Origin of the sequence: Amorphus coralli DSM 19760 (assembly GCF_000374525.1) — a bacterium.
Taxonomy (GTDB): Bacteria; Pseudomonadota; Alphaproteobacteria; order Rhizobiales; family Amorphaceae; genus Amorphus; species Amorphus coralli.
In genome coordinates this window covers 539291-562179 of sequence record NZ_KB894571.1, presented here as the reverse complement: position 1 = coordinate 562179, position 22889 = coordinate 539291, and the positions used below count along the sequence as shown (strand labels likewise).

Here is a 22889-nt window from a genome sequence, read left to right as displayed (position 1 = left end):
GGAACCGACACGGGGCGACAGGGTTGAGGACGCGGTTCGTGCGCGCGGCGCGCGGACCAGACCCTCATCCAATACAGGACGCGACCGATGACCCGCATGCAACGCGATGCCTTCAGTCTCTGGTTCGAAGCCCCGATGGTGATCGCCATGCGCTGCCAGGCGATGGGCCTGGCGCTGGCCGCCGGCAAGCCGCAGGACAGCGTCGAGATCGGCCGGATGGTTCAGGAGAAGATCGCGGCCACCGCCGAGGCGGCCGTCGCCGTGCAGACCGAGGTGGCGCGCCAGGGCATCGCCGCCTTCTGGGAGATGGCGGCAGGCGGATCGCCTTCGATGACCATGGCCAAGATGAACCGGATTTCCGCAGGGGCGGCTGCGCCCTACGCCAAGCGGGTGCGCGGCAACACGCGCCGGCTGTCGAAGCCGAAGAGATGACGTTCGAGGGAGCTGCTGATGGATGAGAGAAGCGACGCGCTCGTCGTGTTCCAGCCGTCGGGCCGGCGCGGCCGCTTTCCCCTCGGAACGCCGCTTCTGGACGCGGCACGCTCCCTCGGCGTCTACGTGGAATCGGTCTGCGGCGGCCGCGGCCTGTGCGGCCGTTGCCAGGTGTCGGTGGAGGAGGGCGCCTTCTCCAAGCACCAGATCGTGTCCTCGGTGGACAACCTGACACCGTTTTCCGAGACCGAGGCGCGCTACCGGCGTCTGCGCTCGCTCCCCGCGGATCGCAGGCTGTCGTGCTCGGCGAAGGTGATGGGCGATCTCGTCGTCGACGTGCCCCAGGATGTGGCGAGCCACCGGGCGCTGGTGCGCAAGCGCGCCGAGGGCCGGCCCATCGCAGTCGATCCCTCCACCCACCTGGTGACGGTCACCGTCGAGGAGCCCTCGATGGAGACGCCGCGCGGCGACGCCGACCGGCTCATCGACGCGCTGGTCGGGGCGGAGCAGATGGTCGGGCTTTCCATCGACATGCCGCTGCTGGCGCAGGTCCAGAAGACGCTGCGCGCCGGCCACTGGCGGGTGACGGCGGCGATCCATTCCGCTGGTGACAGCCATACGGTGATCGGCCTGTGGCCGGGGGAGAAGGCGCGGCTCTTCGGGCTCGCCGTCGATATCGGCTCCACCACCATCGCCGCTCATCTCTGCGATCTGGGCAGCGGGCGGACGGTTGCCTCGGCCGGCACCTCGAACCCGCAGGTCCGCTTCGGCGAGGACCTGATGTCGCGGGTGTCCTACATCCTGATGAATCCCGATGCGGTGGAGAAGCTAACCGAGGCGGTGCGCGGCGCCGTCGGCGTCCTGATCGAGAAGGTGGCGGCGGAAGCGGGCATCGCGGCCGACGAGATCGTCGAGGCGGTGTTCGTCGGCAACCCGATCATGCATCACCTGTTCCTGGGGATCGACCCGACCGAGCTCGGCGGCGCGCCGTTCGCCATGGCGGTGTCGGGCAGCGTGTCCGCGAGCGCCCGCGACCTGGGGCTTGCCATCAATCCGTGCGCGCGGGTCTACGTCCCGCCGCTGGTGGCCGGCCACGTGGGCGCCGACGCTGCCGCCGCGACGCTGGCCGAGGGGCCGGGCCGGGTGCCGCCGGGCGACGGGGCGGCGGCGGAGGCGGTGACGCTGCTGGTCGACATCGGCACCAACGCGGAGATCGTGCTCGGCCGGGGCGAACGGGTGATCGCCTGCTCGTCGCCGACCGGGCCCGCCTTCGAGGGGGCCGAGATCAGCTCCGGCCAGCGCGCGGCTCCCGGCGCCATCGAACGGGTGCGCATCGATCCGGCGACGCTCGAGCCGAAATTCAAGGTGATCGGCTGCGATCTCTGGTCGGACGAGGAGGGCTTCGAGGAGGCGGTGGCGGGCGTCGGCATCACCGGCGTCTGCGGCTCCGGCATCGTCGAGGCCATCGGCGAGATGTTCCTGGCCGGCATCCTCACCGAGGACGGGGTGATCGACGGGCGGCTCGTGGCGCAGTCGGATCGGATCGTGCCCTCGGAGCGGACCTTCGCCTACGTGCTGCATGCGGGTCTTGTGGATTTGCGGGTGACCCAGGGCGACGTGCGGGCGATCCAGCTCGCCAAGGCGGCGCTCTATGCCGGCATCAAGCTGCTGATGACGCGGCTCGAGGTGGAGGCCGTCGACCGGATCCGGCTGGCTGGCGCGTTCGGCTCCTACATCGATCCGAAATACGCCATGGTCATCGGCCTGATCCCGGATTGTCCGCTGGAGCAGGTGTCGGCGGTGGGCAACGCGGCCGGCACTGGCGCGCGCATGGTGCTGCTCAACAAGACGCACCGGGCCGAGATCGAGGATCTGGTCGGCCGCATCGAGAAGGTGGAGACGGCGCTGGAGCCGGCCTTCCAGGGCCATTTCGTCTCGGCCATGGCGCTGCCCAACAAGGTCGACCGGTTCCCGAACCTGTCCGCCTCCGTGCCGCTGCCTTTGCCACGCACCACGGCGCGGGGCGAGACGACCGGTGACGAAGGCGCCGATGCGAGGGCCAGCGGCCGGCCGCGCTCGCGGCGCGGGGCGCGGAAGGCCGCGCCTTCGGACGAGGCGGCGGAGTAGGGGGGCATTATCCCCTCGCGCCGAGTTCGCTCCGCTCACCGGCACAGCAAAGCCAGGCGAAGTGGGAACCGGTTCGCCGTCCGGCTTTGCGATCTAAAGGAATCCCCTCGCGCCGAGTTCGCTTCGCTCACCGGCTCCGGGTGGGCGGCGCAGGGGCGCCGGCGCGCGGTCGCGCGCTGGTGGGTGCAGTCCGGCGCGGCCGAGTTTGGTTTGCTGCGATTGGGGTGGATCCCGGAGTAACCCATCATTCCGCATGCACCTGCCGACAGGCCCTATGGACCCCCGCCTGCGCGGGGGTGAGCGGAGATTGGGGAGATACGGGAGCAGACCTCACCGCATCGCGCCCACCAGCGGACGACTGTCCGCCGCCGAGCAAAGCCAGGCGAAGTGGGAACCGGTTCGCCGTCCGGCTTTGCGACTCAGAAGACCAGGCCGCGCCCGCGCAGCGGTGAGCGAAGCGAACTCGCGCGAGCGGAGACTAGGCCACGTCCTCCAGCGCGCCGCGCAGGCGTTCGCCGCCGCGCGGCTCCTGGGCCGGGCAGCCGAAGGCGCGGCCCGCTTCCGCCATGAGGCACCAGACATGGTCCGCCATCGAAGCGCGGACGATGACGTCGAAGACCGGGCCGGCCGCGTCGCTCTCGTCGCGCAGCCACACGAGCAGGTTCACCGCACCGGCCAGCGTGCCGACGACCCGGCCTTTTGCGAAATGGCGCGGATGCAGGTCGATGGTGACGAGCCGGGCCAGCACGTCGCGGCCGCGCGCGCCGGTGAGCGTGATGACCGTGTAGTAGTCGGAGACGTCCACCACCTGGGTGTGCGGGCCGGTGAGGGCGGCTCGAAGGTCGGTTTCGAGCGCCGCCGCCTCGCCGTCCGGGGCGACGAGCATCCACTCGTCGGGCCCGAGCCAGAGGAGCGAGCGTTCGCCGGCGGTGGCGCTGGTGCAGGCGGTGGTTGGCAGGGCGACACCGGTGACGGCCTCCACGGCGGTGGCATCGCGGCCGGCCTGACAGCGCACGATCAGCTTGGACAGGAACGGCCACTCGGCGAGGCTGACGGCGCCGCTGGCGGCGCGGATCGGCATGCGATGGGCGAGCGGCGAGCGGCGGCGCGGATCAAGCATGGCCGGCGTCCTTCAGGGAGAGGAAGTCGACTTCGGTGACGGTGACCGGGATCGGCGTGCCGCCGCCGGGCCGGGTCACGTGCAGCGTTTCGTCCATGCGCCCGCCGCCGCCCTTGACCACGGCCAGGGCGATGGAGCGGCCGAGCGTCGGCGAGAAGTAGCTGGAGGTGACGTGGCCGAGCATCGGCACCGGCGGCGCCGGCTCCTCGGCGGTCGCGATGACGTGGGCGCCTTCGACCAGCACGGTGGCCGGATCGTCCGTCAGCAGGCCGACCAGCTGGCGGCGATCGGTGCGGGCGGTGTCGGGCCGCGACAGGGAGCGCTTGCCGATGAAGTCGCCCTTGGCCTGGGAGACCATCTTGTCCATGCGCAGGTCGATCGGGGTCATGGTGCCGTCGGTGTCCTGGCCGACGATGATGAAGCCCGCCTCGGCGCGCAGCAGATGCATGGCCTCGGTGCCGTAGGGCGTGATGCCGAACGGCGCGCCGGCCGCCATGATCTTCTCCCACAGCCACGCGCTGTAGCTCGCCGCCACGTTGATCTCGTAGGAAACGCCGCCGGTGAAGGAAATGCGGAAGACGCGCACCGGCACGCCGTCGATATGGGCCGGCTTCCACGCCATGAACGGGAAGCTCTCCGGGTCCGGATCGAGATCGTCGAGGAGCGCGGCCATCAGCTCCGGCGTCTTCGGGCCGGACAGCGAGGCGACCGCCCACTGCTCGGTGACGGTGGTGAGCCGCACGTCGAGATCGGGCCATTCGGTCTGCAGATAGTCCTCCAGCCAGGCCAGCACGCTGGCCGCCCCGCCGGTGGTGGTGGTCATGTGGAAATGGTCGTCGGCGATGCAGGTGGTCACGCCGTCGTCCATGACCATGCCGTCCTCGTTGAGCATCAGCCCGTAGCGGCAGCGGCCGGGGGCGAGTTTCGACCAGGCGTTGGTGTAGACGCGGTTGAGGAAGGTGCGGGCGTCGGCGCCCTGGATGTCGATCTTGCCAAGCGTCGACGCATCGAGCATGCCGATCGCCTCGCGGGCGGCGCGGGTCTCCCGCTGGACGGCCTCCTCCGGCGTCTCGCCGGGGCGGGGATAGGTCCAGGCGCGCAGCCAGTCGCCCGAGGTCTCGAAGATGGCGCCGTTGGCGACCTGCCAGTCGTGCATCGGCGTGGTGCGGCGCGGCTGGAAGTGGGCGCCGGTGTGGGCGCCGGCCATGACGCCGAAGGTGACCGGCTTGTAGGGCTGGCGGAAGGTGGTGGTGCCGACCGCGGGAAGCTTCAGCGCCTGTTTGTCGGCAAGCACGGCGAAGGCGTTGATGTTGACCGTCTTGCCCTGGTCGGTGCCCATGCCGGTGGTGGTGTAGCGCTTGGCGTGCTCGACGGAGGAATAGCCCTCCTGCACGGCAAGCCGCAGGTCCTTCACCGTCACGTCGTTCTGGACGTCAATGAAGGTGCGACCGGCCCGGGCGGCAGGCAGCACCACGCGCGGATCGAGCCGGCCGGCCAACAGGGCGCTGTCTTCGACGGAAGGGGCGGACCCTGCCTCGCCGGCAAAGCCCGCGGCCAATGCCGCCTCGAGGCCGGCCTTCGCTCCTTCGGCGAGACACGCGCCAAGGTCGAAGGTGCCTGCGGAGGCGCCGGCGGACCGCTCGCGCTGGACCGAATGGCCCGGCACGAAGGCGCCGATGGCCTCGTCGTAGCGCAACTGGCCGCGCGACTGGGAAAACAGCGCGACGTTGGGCGAGTAGCCGCCGGCAACGGCCAGCGCATCGCAGGCGAGCGTCTCGGGGCTGCCGGTGGGGCCGCCATCGGCCCCGAGCGCACGGACGGTGATCCGGGCAATCCGCTTGCGCCCGGACGTGGACACGATGGCGGCGCCGTGACGCACCGAAATGCCGGCGGCGCTGGCCCGTTCGGCTGCGCCGATACCGGCCGCCTCGCGCTGGTCGATGACGGAGACGATGTCGGCACCCGCCGCCTTGAGCCGGCAGGCGGCGTCGTAGCCGGCGTCGTTGTTGGTGGCGACCGCGATGCGGTGGCCGACGAGCACGCCGTAGCGCTCGGCGAAGGTGAGCGCCGCGGAGGCGGTGACGATGCCCGGCCGGTCGTTGCCGGGAAACAGCAAAGGCCGCTCCAGCGCGCCGGTCGCCAGCACCACCTCGCGCGCCCGGACGCGCCAGTTGCGCTGGCGCGGCAGGGCGGGGTCGCGGTCGGCGGGCAACTGGTGGTCTGAGAGCTTTTCCCAGAGGTTCACCTGGTTCTCGGCATAGTAGCCGTAGGCGCAGGTGCGGGTGAGGATGTGCACGTCATCAAAGGCGCGCAGGTCCGCTTCCGCGGCCGCGATCCATTCGGCCGGCGACAGGCCATCGATGCGGGTGGCCGGGTCGGCGGAGAGAAGCCAGCCGCCGAGCTCGGCGGTCTCCTCGCAAAGAACCACGCGGGCGCCGGTGCGCGCGGCGGCAAGGGCCGCGGACAGTCCGGCGGGGCCACCGCCCACCACCAGGACCTCGCAATGATGGTTGACGTGTTCGTAGCGGTCCGGATCGGGCGCCTTCGGTGCGCGGCCGAGGCCGGCCGCGGCGCGGATGATCTTCTCGAACCCCATCCAGGAACCCGGAGGGCCCATGAAGGTCTTGTAGTAGAAGCCGGACGGCAGGAAGCGGTGAAAGACGTCGTTGAGGACCCCGACATCGAAGGCCAGGGACGGCCAGGCGTTCTGGCTGAACACCTCCAGGCCCGGATAGATCTCCTGTTCGGTGGCGCGGGTGTTGGGGTCGGTCAGAGCATCGTGGGAGCCCACCTGGACGAGGCCGGCGGGATCGTCGGAGCCGGCGGTCAGGATGCCGCGCGGGCGGTGATACTTGAAGCCGCGGGCGACGAAATGGACGCCGTTGGCGATGAGTGCGGAGGCCACCGTGTCGCCGGCATAGCCGGAGACGGGCTTGCCGTCGAAGGTGAAGTGGACGGGTTTCGAGCGGTCGATGCGGCCGCCGGATGCGCGCCGGTAGGGCTGGCGCGATGCCGCGCGCAGGGCCGTCCGGTCGCCGGGTTCATGGGCGGAGCCATCGGTGCGGAAGGCGAGGGACCGGTCCTCGGGCGCGCTGTCGGACAGGGTCATGGCCGGGTCCCTTCGTCTGCCGTCTTGACCAGCTTGACCGCGTCGTTGCCGGAGCCGACGACTTCGCCGGAGGGTGTCGCCGGGCCGTCACCCTCGATGGCCGGCGGCGGCGTGCCGATCTCGTAGGCGGCGTAGATGCGGTCGGAGGCAGTGGAGCGCAGCACGTTGAACCAGCGCCGGCAGCCGGACGCGTGGTTCCAGCGCTCGGCGAACAGGCCCTTCGGATTGTCGCGGAAGAACACGAACTCGGCCCACTCGGCATCGGAGAGGGAGGCCGGGTCCTCCGGTCGGGCCACGTGGGCCTGGCCGCCATAGGCGAACTCGGACTGGTCGCGGGTGCCGCAATAGGGGCAGGGAATGAGGAACATTGCCGGCGCCTCTCCTGGATCAGCTCTCAGTGGAGCGGGGTGCGGGCGGAAAACCGGTATCCACTTTTCCTCACCCCGCTCTAGTGCGCCACGGCGGCCGCGCCGTGCTCGGCGACGAGGGCGCCGGAGACGAAGCGGTCGAGGGCGAAGGGGGCGGCGATCCGGTTCGGTTCGCCGTTGGCCACGAGATCGGCGAAGGCGTGGCCGGAGCCGGGCGTCGCCTTCCAGCCGCCGGTGCCCCAGCCGCCGTTGAGGAAGAAGCCCTTCACCGGCGTCGCCGTGATGATCGGGCTGGCGTCCGGGCAGACGTCGACGATGCCGCCCCACTGGCGCAGCATGCGGAGCCGGGAGAAGATCGGGAAGACCTCCTTGATGGCCCCGAGCTGGTGCTCGATCATGCCGATCTGGCCGCGCTGGGTGTAGGAGTTGTGGTGGTCGATGCCGGCCCCGATGACCAGCTCGCCTTTGTCGGACTGGCTGCAGTAGGCGTGGACGGCGTTGGACATCACCACGCAGTCGAGCACCGGCTTGATTGGCTCGGAGACCAGCGCTTGCAGCGGGTGGCTCTGGATCGGCAGGCGCACGCCCACCATGCCGGCAATGACCGAGGAATGGCCGGCAACGACGGAGGCGACTTTCGGGGTGCGGACCGTGCCGCGCGAGGTCTCCACCGCGGTAACGGCGCCGGCCTCCACCCGGATGTCGGTGACTTCCGTCTGCTCGACGATGTCGACGCCGAGATCGCTGGCGGCGCGCGCGAACCCCCAGACCACGGCGTCATGGCGGTTGACGCCGCCGGAGCGCTGCAGGCTGGCACCGATCACCGGGTAGCGGGCGCTGGGCGACATGTTGATGACGGGGCAGAACTCGGCGACCTGGCGCGCGTCCAGCCACTCCGCCTCGACGCCGTTCAGCCGGTTGGCCTCGACGCGGCGCTTGACCTGGCGGGCCTCGTGCTCGTCGTGGGCGAGGTTGAGCACGCCGCGGTGGCTCATCATGATGTTGAAGTTCAGCTCGCGGCCGAGCGTCTTCCAAAGGCTCAGGGCGTGGTCGTAGATCGCGGCGGATTCGTCGTTGAGATAGTTGGAGCGGATGATGGTGGTGTTGCGCCCGGCATTGCCGCCGCCGATCCAGCCCTTCTCGATGACCGCGATGTCGGTCATGCCGTGGACCGATGCGAGATAGTAGGCGGTCGCCAGGCCGTGGCCGCCGCCGCCGATGATGACGGCGTCGTAGCGGTCCTTGAGCGTCGCCTTGCGCCAGGCCGGATCCCAGCCGGTGTGACCGGCCAGGCCCTCGCGGACCAGACGGAGGAGGGAGTAGCGCTTCATCGTCCGCAGCCCCTAGAGCGTTTCCAGGCGAAGTGGGGACCGGTTCGCCGTCCGGAAACGCGTCGAAACACGTGCTCAGATCCGCCCGGTCGTCCATGGGTCACGGCAGAGTATCGCGCAGGGGGCGCTGCGTCGCCGTCCCAACAGCGCCGCACGATGTCGCATCGGATCAAGGCGGGGGGTGCCCCGACGTCACCCGTCGCGCGTTGTGTCGGGCAGGGCGGGTGGACGCGGCGGCACCGGCGACGACTGGATGATCGACGTGTTGGTGGTGGAGTAGGGGATCAGCGTGTCGATGAGCGCCTCCAGGTCGGCGATGGAGGGCACGCAGACCTTGGCGATGAAGCAGTCCTCGCCCGTGATCCGGTCGCACTGAACGACGCTCTCGCAGGCCTGGATGATGCCGGCGACGCGGACCAGCTCGCCCGGCAGCGGCCGCACCCTCAGCCAGGCCGAAATGGGCAGGCCCAGCGCCGCCGGGTCGAGGGTGGCCGAATAGCCAGTGACGATGCCGGCCTCTTCCAGCCGTCGCAACCGCTCGCCGACGCTTGGGGCGGACAGTCCCACCTCCCGGGCGAGGCTTGCCGTGGTGATGCGGGCGTTGTCCACCAGGAGCGCGAGGAGGCGCAGATCGACGCCATCGACGGGCCCGTTTTCGAAGCGAAGGCGTTTCATGGTGTCTGGCCTTTGAAACAGTGGCAGTTTCGGCCGATCAGGCCATAAACGACCATAGACCAAAGGCGCGCGCTTGCCACAATGAAGGCATGACACATGCCGATCCCGCTCCGCCATCCTCGCGCCTCGATGCCGTCACCCGGTCCGTGCCGCCGCACGCCTGGTTCGCCACCAGCGCGGTCTTTCATTATCTCGGGCCGTCCTTCGCCGTGCTCCTGTTCCCGTCGGTGGGGGTGCTGGGCGTGGCCTGGTTCCGGATCGCCTCGGCCGCCCTGGTCTTCGCGCCGCTCACCCGGCCGTGGCGGACATTCCGCACCGCCGATTCGCGCATGCGGCTGCTGCTTGTCGGGCTGGGGCTCTGCCTGGCGGTGATGAACACGTCCTTCTACCTGGCGCTGGAGCGGCTGCCGATGAGCCTGGTGGCGGCGATGGAGTTCGTCGGAACGGTGGGGCTGGCGCTTTACGGGATGCGAACCCGGCGCAACGTCCTTGCGCTGGCGGCGACGGTGGCCGGGGTCGTGCTGCTCATCGACGTGAAACTGGCCGGAGACCTGGTCGGACTGGCCTGGTCGGCCCTCAACGCCGCGCTGTTCGTCGGCTACGTGGTGCTCGGCCACCGGGCGGCGGAGAGCGGCGCGGGGGCGGGCATTGAACGCCTCGGCTGCGCCATGGCGATCGCTCTGGTCGCGCTGATGCCGGTGGGCGTGGTGCAGGCGATGGCGGTTCTGTCGGAGCCGATGCTGGTGCTGGCCGGCTTCGGCGTCGGCGTGTCGTCGTCGGTGGTGCCCTATGTCTGCGACCAGTTCGCCATGGCGCGGCTGCCACGGGCGAGCTTCGCACTGATGCTGGCGCTACTGCCGGCCGTGGCGACGGTGGTTGCGGCGCTGGTGCTGGCGCAGATCCCGTCGATGCGCGACCTGGCCGGCATTGCGCTGGTGATGGCCGGGGTGGCGGTCCATCGGCCGGCGCGAACGGGTGGCTGACGCCACCGCGCGGGACGGACGGGCTCAGGCGCTGGTGCGGCGGGAGTGGGCGATCACCTTGTTGAGGAGTGTCACGAAGCGGTCGCGCTCGGCCGCGGTGAGGCCGCCGAGCCGGTCGGCGTTCTCCGCCTCGGCCGCCGCGATGGCCGCGTCACGCAGGGCACGGGACGTGTCGGTCAGGTAGACGCGCTGCACGCGCCCGTCGGAAGGATCCTTCTCGCGCCGGATGAGGCCGTCACGCTCCATCCGGGAAAGCGTGTTGGCCATGGTCGCCTGCTCGATGTCGAGGCGTTCCACCAGCTGCTTCTGGGTGAGGCCCTCGCGCTCCCAGAGCTCCAGCAGCGCCGGGAAGGCGCCGGTGGTGAGGCCGAGCGGGCGGATGCGCGCCGACAGGCCGCGCTCGAAGATGCGCGCCACCTGGTTCACGAGATAGCCCGCCGAGCGATCCTTCCAGTCGACCATGGTTCGTGGATAGCACTTGAATAGCAAACTATGCAATTATATATAGCTTGCTATTCAACTTCACCATGAAAGGATATCCACCATGATCCGGATCGTTCACCCGATCGCGGGCGGACTGGCGCTGGCGATGATCACGGGTTTCTGGACCGCGAGCGTCGGAGTGGAGCTGTTCGGCGGCCCGGCGGCCATTGCCGCGGTGAAGGGCGCCATTCCCTTCGGCTTCCTGGTGCTGATCCCGACGCTGGCCATCGCGGGACTGTCCGGAATGCGGCTCGGCCGGGGACATCGCGGGCCGCTCGTCGCGGCGAAACGCCGGCGCATGCCGATCATTGCCGCAAACGGCATTCTCGTGCTGGTGCCGTCGGCGCTGTTCCTGGCGGCCCGGGCGCAGGCGGGCGAGCTGGACACGGTCTTCTATGCCGTCCAGGCGCTGGAATTGGTCGCGGGAGGCGTCAACATTGCGCTCCTCGGTCTCAGCCTGCGCGACGGCCTGCGGCTTTCGCGCGGTCGCAGGCGCCGCCCGGCGTGAGGAACGGGGATGGGCAAGCCGGAGGGCTAGAACAGCCCCTCGATCCAGCCCTCGTCGGAGAGGCCGATCTTCTCCGCCGCCGGATGCCGGGGCAGGCCGGGCATGGTCATGATCTCGCCGGTGAGCGCCACCACGAAGCCTGCGCCGGCGGACAGCCGCACCTCGCGCACCGGAATGGTGAAGCCCTCCGGTGCGCCGCGCGCCGCCGGGTCGGTGGAGAAGGAGTACTGGGTCTTGGCCATGCACACCGGCAGGTCGCCGTAGCCGGCGTCCTCCCACGCGGCGAGCTGGGCGAGGATCCGCTTCTCCGCCGCCGCGTCGCGGGCGTGGTAGATCGTCTTGGAGACGGTGCGGATCTTCTCCCAGAGCGGCATGGCGTCCGGATAGATGGGCGCGAAGTCGGCGGTGCCGCCATCGGCCAGCTCGACGACCTTGCGGGCGAGCGCCTCGGTGCCTTCGGAGCCCTTTGCCCAGTGCTCGCAGAGGACGGCGTCGGCGCCCATCGCCGCGCAGGCGGCCTTCACGGCGGCGATCTCGGCGTCGGTGTCGGAGAGGAAGCGGTTGACGGCGACCACGACCGGCACGCCGTAGCCCTTCACGTTCTCCACGTGGCGGGCGAGGTTGGCCGCGCCGCGGGTGACGGCGTCGGCATTCTCCTGGGCGAGACTGGTCCGGTCTACGCCGCCGTGCATCTTCAGGGCGCGGATGGTGGCAACGACGACGGCCGCGGACGGCTTCAGGTCGCCCTTGCGGCACTTGATGTCGAAGAATTTTTCCGCCCCGAGATCGGCGCCGAAGCCGGCCTCCGTCACCACGTAGTCGGCGAGCTTCAGCGCCGTCTTGGTGGCGATCATGGAGTTGCAGCCGTGGGCGATGTTGGCGAACGGCCCGCCGTGCACGAAGGCGGGGTTGTTCTCCACCGTCTGCACCAGGTTGGGGGCGAACGCCTGGCGCAGCAGCACCGTCATGGCGCCGTCGGCCTTCAGGTCGCGCGCGGTGACGGCGGTGCCGTCGGTGCGGTAGGCGACGACGATGGCGCCCAGCCGGCGCTCCAGGTCGGCGAGGTCGCTGGCCAGGCAGAAGATCGCCATCACCTCGGAGGCGACGGTGATGTCGAAGCCGGTCTCCCGGGTGAAGCCGTTGGAGGCGCCGAGCCCGGCCACGATCTGCCGCAGCGCCCGGTCGTTCATGTCCATGGCGCGCTTCCAGACCACCCGGCGCGGATCGATGTCGAGCGCGTTGCCCCAGTAGAGGTGGTTGTCCACCATGGCGGAAAGCAGGTTGTGGGCGGTGGTGATGGCGTGCAGGTCGCCGGTGAAGTGGAGGTTGATGTCCTCCATCGGCACGACCTGGGCATAGCCGCCGCCGGCGGCACCCCCCTTCATGCCGAAGCAGGGGCCGAGCGAGGGCTCGCGCAGGCAGATGGCGGCGCGCTTGCCGATCCGGTTGAGACCGTCGCCCAGACCCACGGTGGTGGTCGTCTTGCCCTCGCCGGCGGGCGTCGGGCTGATCGCGGTGACCAGAATCAGCTTGCCGTCCGGCCGGTCGGACAGCGAGGCGATGTAGTCGAGCGAGATCTTCGCCTTGTCGTGACCGAACGGGACCAGGTTCTCGTAGGGAACGTCGAGCTTCGCCGCGATCTCGGCGATCGGCTTCAGCGTGGCGGCCCGGGCGATCTCGAGGTCTGATTTCGGCGTCATCGGGTCCCTGGGAGCATGAGTGAAGAGCAAGGCGAACGCATTTCTAGGCGGAGGCGAACGGCAACCACAACCCCGGGCGCGATCGGGCGAGGGAAGCATACCGCCCGCGTTGGCGGCGCCAGTGCCGCAGATTCGCACCGGATCGGCCATCTGATAGGCACAGACTGCCTCTAATCCGAGATTGCGGGAATCAGGGCGGGCGACTAGTCTCGACCGATTACAGATGAGCTCTTGGATGTCCGGCAGGGGGCGGCGTTCAACGGCGGAACGGCGGCGTAGATGACCCACCAGTCGCGTCAGTCACGGACGATCGTCTTCCTTCTCCTGCCGAACTTCTCGATGATCGCGTTCGCCACCGCGATCGAGCCCCTGCGGCTGGCCAATCGCCATCTGGGCAAGCCCTACTACAAGTGGCGCATCGCGTCGGAGAGCGGCGCGCCGGAAACCGCGAGCAATGGCTGCACCATCGCGGTGAACGGCTCGCTGGCGGAGGAGCGCCGGTTCACCGGCCCCGACAGGCCGGATCTGGTGCTGGTGTGTACCGGCATCGGCGTGGAGGTTCTCGACACGCGGCACGTGCGGCCGTGGCTGCGCCAGCTCCACACTGCCGGGGTCAAGATCGGCGGCCTGTGCACCGCGGCCTGGGTGCTGGCCGACGCCGGACTGCTCGACGGCAAGCGCTGCGCCATCCACTGGGAGAGCCTGCCGTCCTTCTCCGAGAAGTTTCCCGAGGCGAACGTTTTTGCCGACCTGTTCGAGGTGGATCAAGGGATCTACACCTGCGCCGGCGGCACCGCGGCGCTGGACATGATGTTCTCGCTGATCAACGAGGACCACGGCGAGAGCGTCGTGAACCGGATCTGCGAGCAGTGCCTGGCCGACCGGGTGCGCAATCCGCACGACCGGCAGCGGCTGCCGCTACGAGCGCGTCTCGGCGTCCACAACACCAAGCTGCTGTTCATCATCGAGCTGATGGAAGCCAACATCGACGATCCGCTCTCGCTGGTGGACATCGCCGGCTATGTCGGCCTGTCGCGCCGGCAGATCGAGCGGCTGTTCCGGACCGGGCTCGGCATGTCGCCGGCGCGCTACTACCTGGAGATCCGCCTCGATCGGGCCCGGCACCTGCTCCTGCAGTCCAACATGGCCATCGTCGATGTGGCGATCGCCTGCGGCTTCGTCTCCGCCTCCCACTTCTCCAAGTGCTTCCGGGAAATGTACGGCATGTCGCCGCTGGCAGCCCGGATGGAGCGCGACGCGGCGCAGATGGCGGCGGCCGAATAGGCGGCCGGGACGACTCGCCTTTGCCTCAGCGATCCCGTTAAGATGTCCTTAACCATGTTTGTCCGCGGGGCGGACAGGGGCGGAGGGCGAGTGATGACGGGCGTTTGGCGTGCGGCGGGGGCCGCGATCCTGGCGGCGGGGCTGGCTTCCACGGCAGCCGAGGCGCGGCAGTTCTACGTGGACGACAGCAATCCCGCGGAGCGCAAGTGCTACGTGAAGACGTTCGTGCCGGCCAAGGTGCGGGTCAACACGGAGGGACAACTCGTCCGGCCGGCGAAGAAGACGTGGGTGGTTACGAAGGTCGGCGCGCAAGAGCAGTGGACGCTGGTGTCCGAGCCGGCGGTCTACATCGAGACGCGCGAGGTGGTCGAGGCCGCGCACTACACGCTGCGCCGGGTCTCCTGCGACAGCGCCCCGGTCGCCCAGGCGGCGCAGAAGCCGAAGCAGAACTGCTACAGGAGCGGCGGCGACAGGGTCATCTGCGAACCGGTCTGGAACTGAGGCTGGACGCTGGGATGAGAGACGCCTTTGAGGCCGTCGTCGGCACGTGCCGGTGCGGCCGCACGCGCTTTGAGATGAGCGCGCCGCCGCTGATGACGGCGGCGTGCCACTGTCGCGGCTGCCAGAAGATGAGCGCCAGCGCCTTCTCGCTGACCGCGATGGTGCCCGCGGACGCCTTCAAGGTGCTGGAGGGAGACCCGGTTCCCGCCGGCGTTCAGGGCAACGGGCTCGCCCATTTCTGCTGTTCGCACTGCAAGTCCTGGATGTTCACGCGCATCGACGGCGTGGAGGCGTTCGTCAACGTGCGGCCCGCCCTGTTCGACGATCCCGCCTGGTGCACGCCGTTCATGGAGACGATGACGTCCGAGCGGCTGCCGTGGGCTCAGACGCCGGCCAGCCACAGCTATGAGGGCTTTCCCTCCATGGAGGAATTGCCGGGCCTGATCCAGGCCTTCGCCGACCATCTGCAGGCGAACGGCGGGGTGCCCTAGCAGGCTGGCGATGAGCCTGGCCGGTGGCCCGGATCCATCATTCGGGGTGGAGCGTCGTCAGTTCGGTTTGCAGCCAGGCGAGCAGGGCATCGGTTTCCGCGTGGTGTCCCCTGCGGCTGCCGCGGAAGACCGAAATCTCGGTCGGCCGGAAGACGGCCTCGGCGCAGACCCGCTCCAGCTTGCCGTCGGCAATCAGCCCATCCACGGTCTTGCGCCAGCCAAGCGCGATGCCGTGTCCGGCGATGGCTGCCTGAAGGACCAGCGGGAAGCTGTCGAACCCCTTGACGCGACCTCTGCCTGGGCCGCCGCACCCGACCGCGGCGAACCAATCGGGCCAGTCCATCCAGTCCTGCGGCAGGACCTGGTGCGACAGGAGCGGGTAGCGCACCAACGCCTCTACCGGCAGGGGCAGGGCCTCGGCCGGAACCATGCCGGGCGCGGCCACGGGAAAGATCTCGTCCGGGGCGGTGAACGCCAGACGCGCCGAGCCGGAGGGGCGACCGGTGGTCTGCAGCGCCACGTCGAAGGGATCGGCGGCAGCGGTCAGCGGAGCGAGGGCGCTGACCACCCGGACCTCGATACCCGGATGCTGCTCGTGAAAGCGCGAGAGGCGCGGCATCAGCCAGTAGAAGGCCTCGCAGAGCTGGCAGTGCAGGATCAGGCCGCCGGCCGCCGGTTCACCGCGCAGTCGCGCGGTCTCCGCAGAGATGTCCGCGAGCGCCGTGCCCACGACGCGCCCGAAGGCGCGGCCCGCATCGGTCAGGAACACCGACCGGTTGCGCCGCTCGAACAGAGCGACGCCGAGGTCCGCTTCCAACGCGGCGATCTGCTTGGTGATGGCAGTCTGGGTGAGTCCCAGCTCGTCGGCGGCCGCGGTAAAGCTCTCGTGGCGTGCGGCTGCCTCGAAGGCCGGCAGGCGGGAGAGAGGCGGAAGGGATCGGCTATCCATTCCATTTTCTCATGGATTTGGGTTCGGTAGTCATTTTATGCGCGCCCTTTCCGATGCTTTCCAGTGTCCATGGAATGGGTGTTTGGAAACAGGCCAGCGGTTGGAGCGCGCGAGCAAGGCATCGCCGCGATCCTTGTGGCGGTCTTCCTGCTTTCGTTGGGCGACAGCCTGGTCAAGCTGAGTGGCGATCGGTTCGGACTGGCGCAACTGATTCTGGTGCGCTCGGCGGTGGCTGGGTTTTTCCTGGCGACCTGGCTGCTCGCCGCACATGGGCGGTCCGCTCTCGCGCCTGTGAAGACCGGATGGGTGTGGGCGCGCAGCCTGTGCCTTGCAGCCATGTGGCTCAGCTATTACGCGGCGCTTCCCTCCATGTCCTTCGCGCTGGCAGCGGCCTGCTACTACACCTCACCGGTCTGGATGGCGCTGATGGCGCGCTTTCTTCTGGGTGCGTCCATCGGTGGAGCCGGCTGGACGGCGATCGGCCTGTCGCTGGCGGGCGTCGTCGTGGCGGTGGCGCCGTCGCCCGAAACCCTGACGCCGGTTCTGCTGCTGCCACTGGCCGCCGCCGGTTTCTACGCGCTGTCCGGAATCATCACCTGGAGCCGCTGCCGGGAAGAGACGGCGGGCGCGATGGCCTTCACGCTCAATCTCTGTCTGTGCGCCGTGGCGGCTCTGGGCATCGTCGGGCTGGCGATTGCCGGTCCGGCCGCCGGGGAGGGGTTCGTGGTGGCCGTCTGGCCGGCGCTCGACGCCACGGACTGGGGGCTGGCCATCGTTCTCGGTGGCTTACTGGCGATCATCGCGACGGCGGTCGCCTTTGCCTACCGGCGGGCGCCGACGCCGGTCGTCGGGGTCTTCGACACCGCCTATCTTCCCTTCGCTGCGCTCTGGGGTGCGCTGCTGTTCGCCGAGATGCCCACCCCGCGTGAAGCCCTGGGCATTGCCATGATCGCAGCCGGCGGGATCATCATGAGCTGCCTCTCGCGACTTCGGTGAGCGAAAACCGCAAAAGCACTTTTCCTGCGATTGCTTTCTCTTTCGCGGAGCCGGACGGAAAGCGGGTGTCCGCTTTTCCTGGTTTCGCTCAGGGCCCGCCGCGCCAGCGCTGCCAGAGCTTCTCGCCGATCAGGCAGTCGATGCGCGGCTCGCGCGAAAGCAGCTGGGTCGGCACGACGCTCGGCTGGGCGCCAGCGATCTCCAGGATCAGCTTGCGCCGGATCGCCTCGGCGAACTCGCCCGGGTCGGTGACCACCACCACGAAGGCACCGAAGCCGCCGATGACGCAATCCTCGTAATAGACGTCGAGATTGCTGATCTGGAAAAACGGATCATAGGAGGAGCGGCGGATCATGATCGGCAGGCCGTTCACCGTTACGCCCGCCTCGATCAGCTTGTCGCGCTCGTGGGTGACCGGGGCGCCCATGTTGTTGGGACCATCGCCGGACATGTCGATGACCCGGCGGAACCCCTCGTAGCCGTTGCGCTCGAACAGCGTGCCGGAGAAGGCGAGGGCGCTGGAGATGGAGGTGCGCCGCAACCGGGCAAGCGGGGCGGCGGCGAGCCGGGCGGCGAACGCCTCGGCGCTCTCGCGCCCGTCCACCAGCGTCCACGGGACCTGGACCTGCTGCAGGCCGGAGCCGGCCCACTCCACGTAGGTGACCGCTATGCGCCCCCAGTCGCCGCCCTCGATGGCGGAAATGACGTCTGGGTGGAGGAAGGCGGCAACGTAGCCCTGGCGCTGGAGGATCTGCTCGTCGTGGTCCATCGACCAGGACACGTCCACGGCCAGCACCAGCTCGATGTCGACCACGTCGTCCACCGGCGCGGCGGCCGCGTGGGCGGGCAGGGCGGCGATCAGAGCTGCCGCGGCCCGAAGGATCCATTGCATGGGCACCCTCCTTGCGAACCGACCCCCTTCGGATCATCGGCCCGACGCGGGGCCACGCTTCCTCCCTCCCCATAAGGGTAGGGCGGGGCAGGGGGGCTGGCGAGGTCAAAGTGTGCGCATTGTGCGCTTCTCGAATGGGCGGAGGCTGGAACGAAAAAAGGCGCCGCCCGGGGGCGACGCCTTCGCGCATTCAGGAGGAACCGGGCGGTCAGGCCCGGAGACGCTCGTTGTCGGCATCGAACGGCGATTCCGGCACCACCGTGGCCATGTGGCGCTTGCCGAGGATGGAGATCTCCAGCTCGGTGCCGAATTCCGCGTAGTCGGGCCGGACCATGCCCAGGGCGAGGCTCTTGTCGGTGCGCCAGCCGAAGCCGCCGGAGGTGGCACGCCCGATCAGCTGGTCGCCGACATAGATCGGCTCATTGCCGCGCGCGTCGGCATCCGAGACATCGTGAACGTCGAGAGTGGCGAACGCCCAGTCGAAGCCCACCTGCTGCTTCTCAACCAGCGCCTCGCGGCCGATGAAGCTCGCCTTGTTGAGGTGGACGAACCGGTCGAGCCCGGACTCCAGCGCCGCGTACTCGATGGAGAGCTCGCGCGGGATCAGCCGGTAGGACTTCTCGATCCTGAGAGCGTCCATGGCGCGGATGCCGAACGGCTTCAGGTCGTGGGCGCGACCCGCCTCCATCAAGAGGTCGAAGATGGTGGTCTGCATCTCGATCGGGTGATGCAGCTCCCAGCCGAGCTCGCCGACGAAGTTGACGCGCAGAGCCCTGGCGGTGGCGTGGCCGACATTGATCGTCTTGCCGGTGAGCCACGGGAAGGCCGGCGTCGACAGGTCCGCGTCGGTGAGCGACTGCAGGATGGCGCGCGACTGCGGGCCGGCCAGCACCAGAACGCCGTACTGGGTCGTGACCTTCTGCAGCATCACCGAGCCGTCGGGCGGCAGCAGCTTCTGCAGGGTGTCGAAGTCGTGCCGCTCGTAGGCGCCGGCCGAAACCAGATAGAAGCGCTGCGGGCCCTCGCGGTAGATGGTGAACTCCGAACGCACGCCGCCGGCCTTGGTGAGCAGGTGGGCGAGGCCGATGCGGCCGATTTTCTTCGGAATGCGGTTGGCGACCAGGCTGTCGAGCCAGGCCTCGGCACCCGGGCCCCAGACCTCGAACTTGGAGAAGGCGGACATGTCGAGGAGGCCGGCGGCCTCGTGGACGTGGCGCGCCTCGCGGCCAACCTGCTCGAAATAGTTGGACCGGCGGAACGACCAGAGCTCCTTCACCTTGCCGTCGGCGGCGGCGGGCGGGTGGTTGTGGTTGAGCAGAACGTCGGGCTTGTCGAGGGCCCTTTCCTCAACGCCGAAGCCCTCCGGCGCGAACCAGTTGGGCCGCTCCCAGCCGTAGACCGAGCCGAACACGGCGCCGAGCGCCTTCATCCGGTCGTAGCAGGGGGCGCGCTTGAGGGGGCGGCCGGCCAGGCGCTCCTCGTCCGGATAATGGACAGTGAAGACGTTGGCGTAGGCCTCCTCGTTCTTCTCCCGCAGATAGCCGCGGGTGGCGTAAGGGCCGAAGCGGCGCGGATCGACGCCCATCATGTCGATGGTGGGCTCGCCCTCGACGATCCATTCGGCCAACTGCCAGCCGGCGCCGCCGGCCGCCGTCACGCCGAAGGAGTGGCCCTCGTTGAGCCAGAAATTCTTCAGGTCCCAGGCCGGGCCGACGATGGGCGAACCGTCCGGAGTGTAGGCGATGGCGCCGTTGTAGACCTTCTTGATGCCCACTTCGCCGAAGGCCGGGACGCGCGCGATGGCCGTTTCGATGTAGGGCATCAGCCGGTCGAGATCCTCCTGGAAGAGCTCGTATTCCGACTGGTCGGAAGGGGCGTCGACATAGCAGACCGGCGCGCCGACCTCGTAGGGGCCGAGCAGCAGGCCGCCGGCCTCCTCGCGCATGTACCAGGACGAATCCGCCTCGCGCAGGACACCCATCTCCGGCAGGCCCTGGGCCTTGCGCTCCTTGATGGCCGGATGCGCCTCGGTGACGATGTACTGGTGCTCGACGGGGATGACGGGGATGTCGAGGCCGACCATTTCGCCGGTCTTGCGGGCGAAGTTGCCGGTCGCCGAGATCACGTGCTCGGCCGTGATGTCGCCCTTGTCGGTCTTCACCAGCCACTCGCCGGAGGCGAGCTGCTCGATGCCCAGGACCGTTGTGTAGCGGTAAATCTCGGCGCCGCGGGCGCGGGCCCCCTTGGCGTAGGCCTGGGTGAGGTCGGCGGGCTGCACGTAGCCGTCGTCGACGTGCTGGATCGCGCCGAGGAGCCCCTCGGTTTCGCAGAGCGGCCAGATCTCCTGCACCTGTTCGGGCGTCAGGATCTTCACATTGACGCCGATCGTCTCGGCGATGCCGGAGTAGTACAGGAACTCGTCCCACCGGTCGCGGGTGCGGGCGAGCCGGATGTTGGAGACCTTGCGCAGGCCGACATCCTGGCCGGTTTCCTCCTGCAGGCTCTCGTACGTCGCCACGGAATATTTGTGCAGCTGGCCCACGGAGTAGGAGACGTTGAAGAGCGGCAGCAGGCCCGCCGCGTGCCAGGTCGAGCCGGAGGTCAGCTCCTTGCGCTCGATCAGGCAGACATCGTCCCAGCCCTTCTTCGCCAGGTGATAGAGGGTGGAGACGCCGACCACGCCGCCTCCGATGACCACCGCGCGCGCATGGGTTCTCATGGCGACCACTCCCCTTCGGGCCCGCATCCTGGCGGGCGTTCAGCCGGACCCGCCCTGACTGGCGGGTGAGGATGGGCAGCGGCGTCGGCGGGCGCGTGCGGCCGGGTCCGAACCGGAACTGTCCATCCCCGACTATGCGCCCGGAGGTTCGGGGCCGATTTCGCAGATGCGACAGGTCAGGTGTCGTGCGGCGACACGACCGGGCGCATGATCGCGCTCAATGCCGGTGCGGGCGGGACGTGGAAGGCTTGCGTCCGTCATGCGGCGAGGGAGGATGCGGACATGCCGACGTCGATCGTTCTGATCCAGGGGCACCCGGATCCCGATCCCGAGCATCTCTGCCGGGCGCTCGCGACAGCCTATGCGGAGGGCGCGCGTGCCGCGGGACATGCGGTGACGTTGGTCGACGTCGCCGGGCTGGATTTCCCGATCCTGCGGCGCCCGTCCGCCTTCGACGAGGAGCCGGTGCCGGAGACGCTGGTGCCGGCCCGGGATGCGCTGCTGGCCGCCGACCACATCGTCGTGGTCTTCCCGCTCTGGCTCGGCACCCTGCCGGCGTTGACCAAGGGCTTCTTCGAGCAGGTGCTGCACCGGCGCGACGCGTTCGAGGACGCGGACGGATCGCTGGTGCCGAAAGGACGGCTCAAGGGGAAATCGGCCCGGATCGTCGCAACGATGGGCATGCCCGCGCTGGCCTTTCGGCTCTGGTTCCGGGGGCACGGAACCAAGTCGTTCGAGCGCGGTGTGCTGGCCATCGCCGGCGTCTCGCCTATTCGCGAGACGCTGTTCGGCGGCGTCGAAGCTGCCGGGGAAGCCAAGCGGCAGTCATGGATCGCCCGGATGCGCCGGCTTGGCGAGCGGGCGGCCTGAGCGCGGGCGTGACCGGTCGTCGGCCGATGGCGGAGGACCGGGCAGGCGGCGTCAGGTGAGGAAGATGGCCATGAGCGCGACGATGATGACCACCGTGGCGATGCCCCACTTGGTCACCTTGATGAAGCCGGCATAGGTACGCTCGTGCTCGGCATAATCCATCGCGGGCATGTGACCCTCGTCGTCGAGATTCGGCGTGGCGGCGGAATGATTGGCCATGGTCTGTCCTCGGGCGCGTACGTCGCTGTTCGCCGCTTTGTAACCGCGGATCGGGCGCGGGGCAACGCGATCCGGCCCGCATTGAGGTCGCATGCCACAAGGGCCTTCAAGCCGGCGGTCGCGTACCGTGCTTTTGCCTCAGCGCCGCGGCCGATCGGAGCCGATGGCGGGCAGGACCCGGTCCAGCCCCTCGTCCCAGTAGGGAGTCGGCGCGTAGAGGTCGGCCAGGAAATCGATGAACAGGCGGACCTTGGCAGGCAGAAACCGGCGCGTCGGGTAGATGGCGTAGACGCCGACCCGGTCGGAGGCCTGATAGGCCGGCATCACCACCCTGAGCCGGCCGGAGGCGAGGTCGGGACCGACATCCCAGGTGGAGCGCAGGGCGATCCCCATCCCGGACATCACCGCCTCGCGGACCACCTCGTTGGAGTTGGTGGCAAGCGGCGCGGCCGGGCGCACGGTCACGGAGCCCTCCGGGCCTTCCAGCCGCCAGGGAATCTGCTGCTGGGCCGCCAGGCAAACGTGATCGGCAAGCTGCTCGACCGATTGCGGCTCTCCGTGACGTTTCAGATAGGCGGGCGCGGCGCACAGCACCCGGTAGACCGGGGCGAGCCGCCGGGCGACCAGGCTCGAATCGGTCAGTTCGGCAATCCGGATGGCGACGTCGTAGCCTTCCGCCACCACGTCCACGAACTCGTCGCTCAGCGTGCAGTTGATCTGCAGGTCGCCGTGAGCCTCGATGAAGCGGCCAAGATAGGGCGCGATGTGCATCCGTCCGAAGGAGGTGGGTGCGCTGACCTTCAGCGTGCCGCGCGCCAGGGTGGAGCGGCGGGTGACGAAGCTCTCCGCTTCCTCGATGGAGGCGAGGATCGCCAGCACGCGCTCGTAGAAGCCCTGGCCAGCCTCTGTCAGGGCGAGTTGCCGGGTGGTGCGCTGCAGGAGCCGCGTGCCGAGTCTTGTTTCCAGCCGGCGGATGCGCTTGGAGATGACGGCGGGAGACAGGCCCATCTCGCGCCCGGCGGCAGACATCGAGCCCGCTCCGACGACGCGGGCGAAGATCTCCATGTCGGCAATGTCGGTCATCGGGCGCCCACCCTGTTCCGGCGCGGCCCGCGACAAAGCGGGGAGGCGG

Annotated in this window: 21 protein-coding genes; 9 read left to right on the top strand and 12 right to left on the bottom strand. The window is 69.3% G+C overall.

Features of this window, described 5'->3' with window-relative positions; genetic code table 11:
* Window positions 1–87: 87 nt before the first annotated feature.
* Together C507_RS0106750 and C507_RS0106745 are read left to right on the top strand one after the other, a co-directional pair.
* Window positions 88–432, top strand: coding sequence for a hypothetical protein (locus C507_RS0106750; protein WP_018698912.1), 345 nt, complete (start codon window positions 88–90; stop codon window positions 430–432).
* Between the two features lie 18 nt (window positions 433–450).
* The gene (locus C507_RS0106745) at window positions 451–2559 is read left to right on the top strand and encodes an ASKHA domain-containing protein (protein WP_018698911.1); all 2109 of its coding nucleotides are present in this window, start codon (window positions 451–453) and stop codon (window positions 2557–2559) included.
* A gap of 478 nt (window positions 2560–3037) precedes the next feature.
* Here C507_RS0106745 and C507_RS20605 read toward each other — a convergent pair whose 3' ends face one another.
* The 5 genes from C507_RS20605 to C507_RS0106720 all read right to left on the bottom strand — a co-directional run bounded on the left by C507_RS20605 (window position 3038) and on the right by C507_RS0106720 (window position 9162).
* Entirely contained in the window at window positions 3038–3679 is a 642-nt protein-coding gene (locus C507_RS20605) for a sarcosine oxidase subunit gamma (protein WP_018698910.1), read from the bottom strand.
* Window positions 3672–6788 carry a sarcosine oxidase subunit alpha family protein gene (locus C507_RS0106735; protein ID WP_018698909.1) on the bottom strand — a complete coding sequence of 1039 codons (3117 nt, stop codon included), beginning with the start codon at window positions 6786–6788 and terminating at the stop codon, window positions 3672–3674. The genes C507_RS20605 and C507_RS0106735 overlap by 8 nt, the downstream gene beginning before the upstream one ends.
* A complete protein-coding gene (locus tag C507_RS20600; protein ID WP_018698908.1) occupies window positions 6785–7156 on the bottom strand; it encodes a sarcosine oxidase subunit delta in 372 nt (123 codons plus the stop codon). Before C507_RS20600 ends, C507_RS0106735 begins: the two co-directional genes overlap by 4 nt.
* Window positions 7157–7236: 80 nt before the next feature.
* Window positions 7237–8487: a sarcosine oxidase subunit beta family protein gene (locus C507_RS0106725; protein WP_018698907.1), complete on the bottom strand. Its 1251-nt coding sequence runs from the start codon at window positions 8485–8487 to the stop codon at window positions 7237–7239.
* A gap of 192 nt (window positions 8488–8679) precedes the next feature.
* Entirely contained in the window at window positions 8680–9162 is a 483-nt protein-coding gene (locus tag C507_RS0106720) for an Lrp/AsnC family transcriptional regulator (RefSeq protein WP_018698906.1), read from the bottom strand.
* An 89-nt stretch (window positions 9163–9251) separates the two neighbouring features.
* On the opposite strand from C507_RS0106720, the gene C507_RS0106715 reads away from it, so the two are divergent.
* On the top strand, window positions 9252–10145 hold the full coding sequence (locus tag C507_RS0106715) for an EamA family transporter (protein ID WP_018698905.1): 894 nt from the start codon (window positions 9252–9254) through the stop codon (window positions 10143–10145).
* 24 nt (window positions 10146–10169) lie between these two features.
* Here the strand turns inward: C507_RS0106715 and C507_RS0106710 are convergent, their stop codons facing one another.
* Window positions 10170–10607 carry a MarR family winged helix-turn-helix transcriptional regulator gene (locus C507_RS0106710; protein WP_018698904.1) on the bottom strand — a complete coding sequence of 146 codons (438 nt, stop codon included), beginning with the start codon at window positions 10605–10607 and terminating at the stop codon, window positions 10170–10172.
* 82 nt (window positions 10608–10689) lie between these two features.
* Here C507_RS0106710 and C507_RS0106705 point away from each other — a divergent pair, with 82 nt between their 5' ends.
* Complete coding sequence (locus tag C507_RS0106705; protein WP_018698903.1) at window positions 10690–11136, top strand: hypothetical protein; 447 nt, start codon at window positions 10690–10692, stop codon at window positions 11134–11136.
* Window positions 11137–11162: 26 nt separating this feature from the next.
* Here the strand turns inward: C507_RS0106705 and C507_RS0106700 are convergent, their stop codons facing one another.
* A complete protein-coding gene (locus C507_RS0106700; protein ID WP_018698902.1) occupies window positions 11163–12836 on the bottom strand; it encodes a formate--tetrahydrofolate ligase in 1674 nt (557 codons plus the stop codon).
* 279 nt (window positions 12837–13115) lie between these two features.
* Here C507_RS0106700 and C507_RS0106695 point away from each other — a divergent pair, with 279 nt between their 5' ends.
* The 3 genes from C507_RS0106695 to C507_RS0106685 all read left to right on the top strand — a co-directional run bounded on the left by C507_RS0106695 (window position 13116) and on the right by C507_RS0106685 (window position 15112).
* The gene (locus C507_RS0106695) at window positions 13116–14120 is read left to right on the top strand and encodes a GlxA family transcriptional regulator (RefSeq protein ID WP_018698901.1); all 1005 of its coding nucleotides are present in this window, start codon (window positions 13116–13118) and stop codon (window positions 14118–14120) included.
* 93 nt (window positions 14121–14213) lie between these two features.
* The gene (locus C507_RS0106690; protein WP_018698900.1) at window positions 14214–14621 is read left to right on the top strand and encodes a hypothetical protein; all 408 of its coding nucleotides are present in this window, start codon (window positions 14214–14216) and stop codon (window positions 14619–14621) included.
* A gap of 14 nt (window positions 14622–14635) precedes the next feature.
* On the top strand, window positions 14636–15112 hold the full coding sequence (locus tag C507_RS0106685) for a GFA family protein (protein WP_018698899.1): 477 nt from the start codon (window positions 14636–14638) through the stop codon (window positions 15110–15112).
* Window positions 15113–15149: 37 nt separating this feature from the next.
* Here C507_RS0106685 and C507_RS0106680 read toward each other — a convergent pair whose 3' ends face one another.
* Complete coding sequence (locus C507_RS0106680; RefSeq protein ID WP_018698898.1) at window positions 15150–16061, bottom strand: LysR family transcriptional regulator; 912 nt, start codon at window positions 16059–16061, stop codon at window positions 15150–15152.
* A 69-nt stretch (window positions 16062–16130) separates the two neighbouring features.
* On the opposite strand from C507_RS0106680, the gene C507_RS0106675 reads away from it, so the two are divergent.
* Window positions 16131–17057, top strand: coding sequence for a DMT family transporter (locus C507_RS0106675; protein WP_018698897.1), 927 nt, complete (start codon window positions 16131–16133; stop codon window positions 17055–17057).
* 88 nt (window positions 17058–17145) lie between these two features.
* On the opposite strand, the gene C507_RS0106670 is transcribed toward C507_RS0106675, so the two are convergent.
* Both C507_RS0106670 and C507_RS0106665 read right to left on the bottom strand, forming a co-directional pair.
* On the bottom strand, window positions 17146–17949 hold the full coding sequence (locus C507_RS0106670) for a DUF1194 domain-containing protein (RefSeq protein WP_018698896.1): 804 nt from the start codon (window positions 17947–17949) through the stop codon (window positions 17146–17148).
* Between the two features lie 208 nt (window positions 17950–18157).
* Window positions 18158–20668, bottom strand: coding sequence for a GcvT family protein (locus tag C507_RS0106665; RefSeq protein ID WP_026318905.1), 2511 nt, complete (start codon window positions 20666–20668; stop codon window positions 18158–18160).
* A 282-nt stretch (window positions 20669–20950) separates the two neighbouring features.
* Between C507_RS0106665 and C507_RS0106660 the strand changes: the two genes are divergently transcribed.
* The gene (locus C507_RS0106660) at window positions 20951–21538 is read left to right on the top strand and encodes an NAD(P)H-dependent oxidoreductase (protein ID WP_018698894.1); all 588 of its coding nucleotides are present in this window, start codon (window positions 20951–20953) and stop codon (window positions 21536–21538) included.
* A gap of 51 nt (window positions 21539–21589) precedes the next feature.
* Here C507_RS0106660 and C507_RS22735 read toward each other — a convergent pair whose 3' ends face one another.
* Together C507_RS22735 and C507_RS0106650 are read right to left on the bottom strand one after the other, a co-directional pair.
* Window positions 21590–21709 (bottom strand): aa3-type cytochrome c oxidase subunit IV, encoded by a 120-nt coding sequence (locus C507_RS22735; RefSeq protein ID WP_156829212.1) that lies wholly within the window; start codon window positions 21707–21709, stop codon window positions 21590–21592.
* Between the two features lie 186 nt (window positions 21710–21895).
* Window positions 21896–22840, bottom strand: coding sequence for a LysR family transcriptional regulator (locus C507_RS0106650; RefSeq protein ID WP_018698892.1), 945 nt, complete (start codon window positions 22838–22840; stop codon window positions 21896–21898).
* Window positions 22841–22889: the final 49 nt, after the last annotated feature.

Coding starts and splice junctions, on each gene's coding strand:
- C507_RS0106670 (WP_018698896.1), bottom strand. CDS start 17,949: ATGCAATGGATCCTTCGGGCCGCGGCAGCTCTGATCGCCGCCCTGCCC.
- C507_RS0106745 (WP_018698911.1), top strand. CDS start 451: ATGGATGAGAGAAGCGACGCGCTCGTCGTGTTCCAGCCGTCGGGCCGG.
- C507_RS0106710 (WP_018698904.1), bottom strand. CDS start 10,607: ATGGTCGACTGGAAGGATCGCTCGGCGGGCTATCTCGTGAACCAGGTG.
- C507_RS0106685 (WP_018698899.1), top strand. CDS start 14,636: ATGAGAGACGCCTTTGAGGCCGTCGTCGGCACGTGCCGGTGCGGCCGC.
- C507_RS0106700 (WP_018698902.1), bottom strand. CDS start 12,836: ATGACGCCGAAATCAGACCTCGAGATCGCCCGGGCCGCCACGCTGAAG.
- C507_RS0106720 (WP_018698906.1), bottom strand. CDS start 9,162: ATGAAACGCCTTCGCTTCGAAAACGGGCCCGTCGATGGCGTCGATCTG.
- C507_RS0106675 (WP_018698897.1), top strand. CDS start 16,131: ATGGAATGGGTGTTTGGAAACAGGCCAGCGGTTGGAGCGCGCGAGCAA.
- C507_RS22735 (WP_156829212.1), bottom strand. CDS start 21,709: ATGCCCGCGATGGATTATGCCGAGCACGAGCGTACCTATGCCGGCTTC.
- C507_RS20605 (WP_018698910.1), bottom strand. CDS start 3,679: ATGCTTGATCCGCGCCGCCGCTCGCCGCTCGCCCATCGCATGCCGATC.
- C507_RS0106695 (WP_018698901.1), top strand. CDS start 13,116: ATGACCCACCAGTCGCGTCAGTCACGGACGATCGTCTTCCTTCTCCTG.
- C507_RS0106660 (WP_018698894.1), top strand. CDS start 20,951: ATGCCGACGTCGATCGTTCTGATCCAGGGGCACCCGGATCCCGATCCC.
- C507_RS0106690 (WP_018698900.1), top strand. CDS start 14,214: ATGACGGGCGTTTGGCGTGCGGCGGGGGCCGCGATCCTGGCGGCGGGG.
- C507_RS0106735 (WP_018698909.1), bottom strand. CDS start 6,788: ATGACCCTGTCCGACAGCGCGCCCGAGGACCGGTCCCTCGCCTTCCGC.
- C507_RS0106680 (WP_018698898.1), bottom strand. CDS start 16,061: ATGGATAGCCGATCCCTTCCGCCTCTCTCCCGCCTGCCGGCCTTCGAG.
- C507_RS0106725 (WP_018698907.1), bottom strand. CDS start 8,487: ATGAAGCGCTACTCCCTCCTCCGTCTGGTCCGCGAGGGCCTGGCCGGT.
- C507_RS0106750 (WP_018698912.1), top strand. CDS start 88: ATGACCCGCATGCAACGCGATGCCTTCAGTCTCTGGTTCGAAGCCCCG.
- C507_RS0106705 (WP_018698903.1), top strand. CDS start 10,690: ATGATCCGGATCGTTCACCCGATCGCGGGCGGACTGGCGCTGGCGATG.
- C507_RS0106650 (WP_018698892.1), bottom strand. CDS start 22,840: ATGACCGACATTGCCGACATGGAGATCTTCGCCCGCGTCGTCGGAGCG.
- C507_RS0106715 (WP_018698905.1), top strand. CDS start 9,252: ATGACACATGCCGATCCCGCTCCGCCATCCTCGCGCCTCGATGCCGTC.
- C507_RS20600 (WP_018698908.1), bottom strand. CDS start 7,156: ATGTTCCTCATTCCCTGCCCCTATTGCGGCACCCGCGACCAGTCCGAG.
- C507_RS0106665 (WP_026318905.1), bottom strand. CDS start 20,668: ATGAGAACCCATGCGCGCGCGGTGGTCATCGGAGGCGGCGTGGTCGGC.